Genomic DNA, 523 nt, shown 5'->3' with positions numbered 1-523 from the left:
CTTTTGGGAGCTAGCCGCCTAAGGTGGGACAGATGATTGGGGTGAAGTCGTAACAAGGTAGCCGTATCGGAAGGTGCGGCTGGATCACCTCCTTTCTATGGAGTTTAACTCTAGTCGACAGACAACTTTGGTTGTTTGAAGCTTTGGTCTTTTGTTCAGTTTTGAAGGAACTTCCTTCAATTATATAGTGGCTAACTTTGTTAAATAGAAGTTAGGTACTCGGTTCTTTGAAAACTAGATAATGCAAATAGAAACAATGTTAGTTTTATCGGTATCTTATTTATAAGAGAAGATCAAACGAGCATGTCAAGAATTCAAAAACGACTTTTTCAAATAGATCGTTTTTGGCAATGAGCTTCGAGCAGTTCGAGGAAGCGAGTGGTTGAAAGAATGGAGCGTACACCCGTACGTGACATGACTGAGATCCACGAAGCTGACGAAGAAATGCGAAGAAGATCTGCAGCCAAAATGGTTAAGTTAGAAAGGGCGCACGGTGAATGCCTTGGCACTAGGAGCCTACGAA

General features: G+C 42.3%; 1 rRNA gene. It reads left to right on the top strand.

Going from position 1 to position 523, the window contains the following annotated elements:
- Positions 1-95, top strand: a 16S ribosomal RNA gene (locus tag AC1FXP_RS23600); the annotation flags it as partial.
- Between the last annotated feature and the right edge of the window lie 428 nt (positions 96-523).

The organism is Halalkalibacter sp. HAAS-P013 (assembly GCF_056619925.1).
This window is presented reverse-complemented; position numbering and strand designations above follow the sequence as displayed.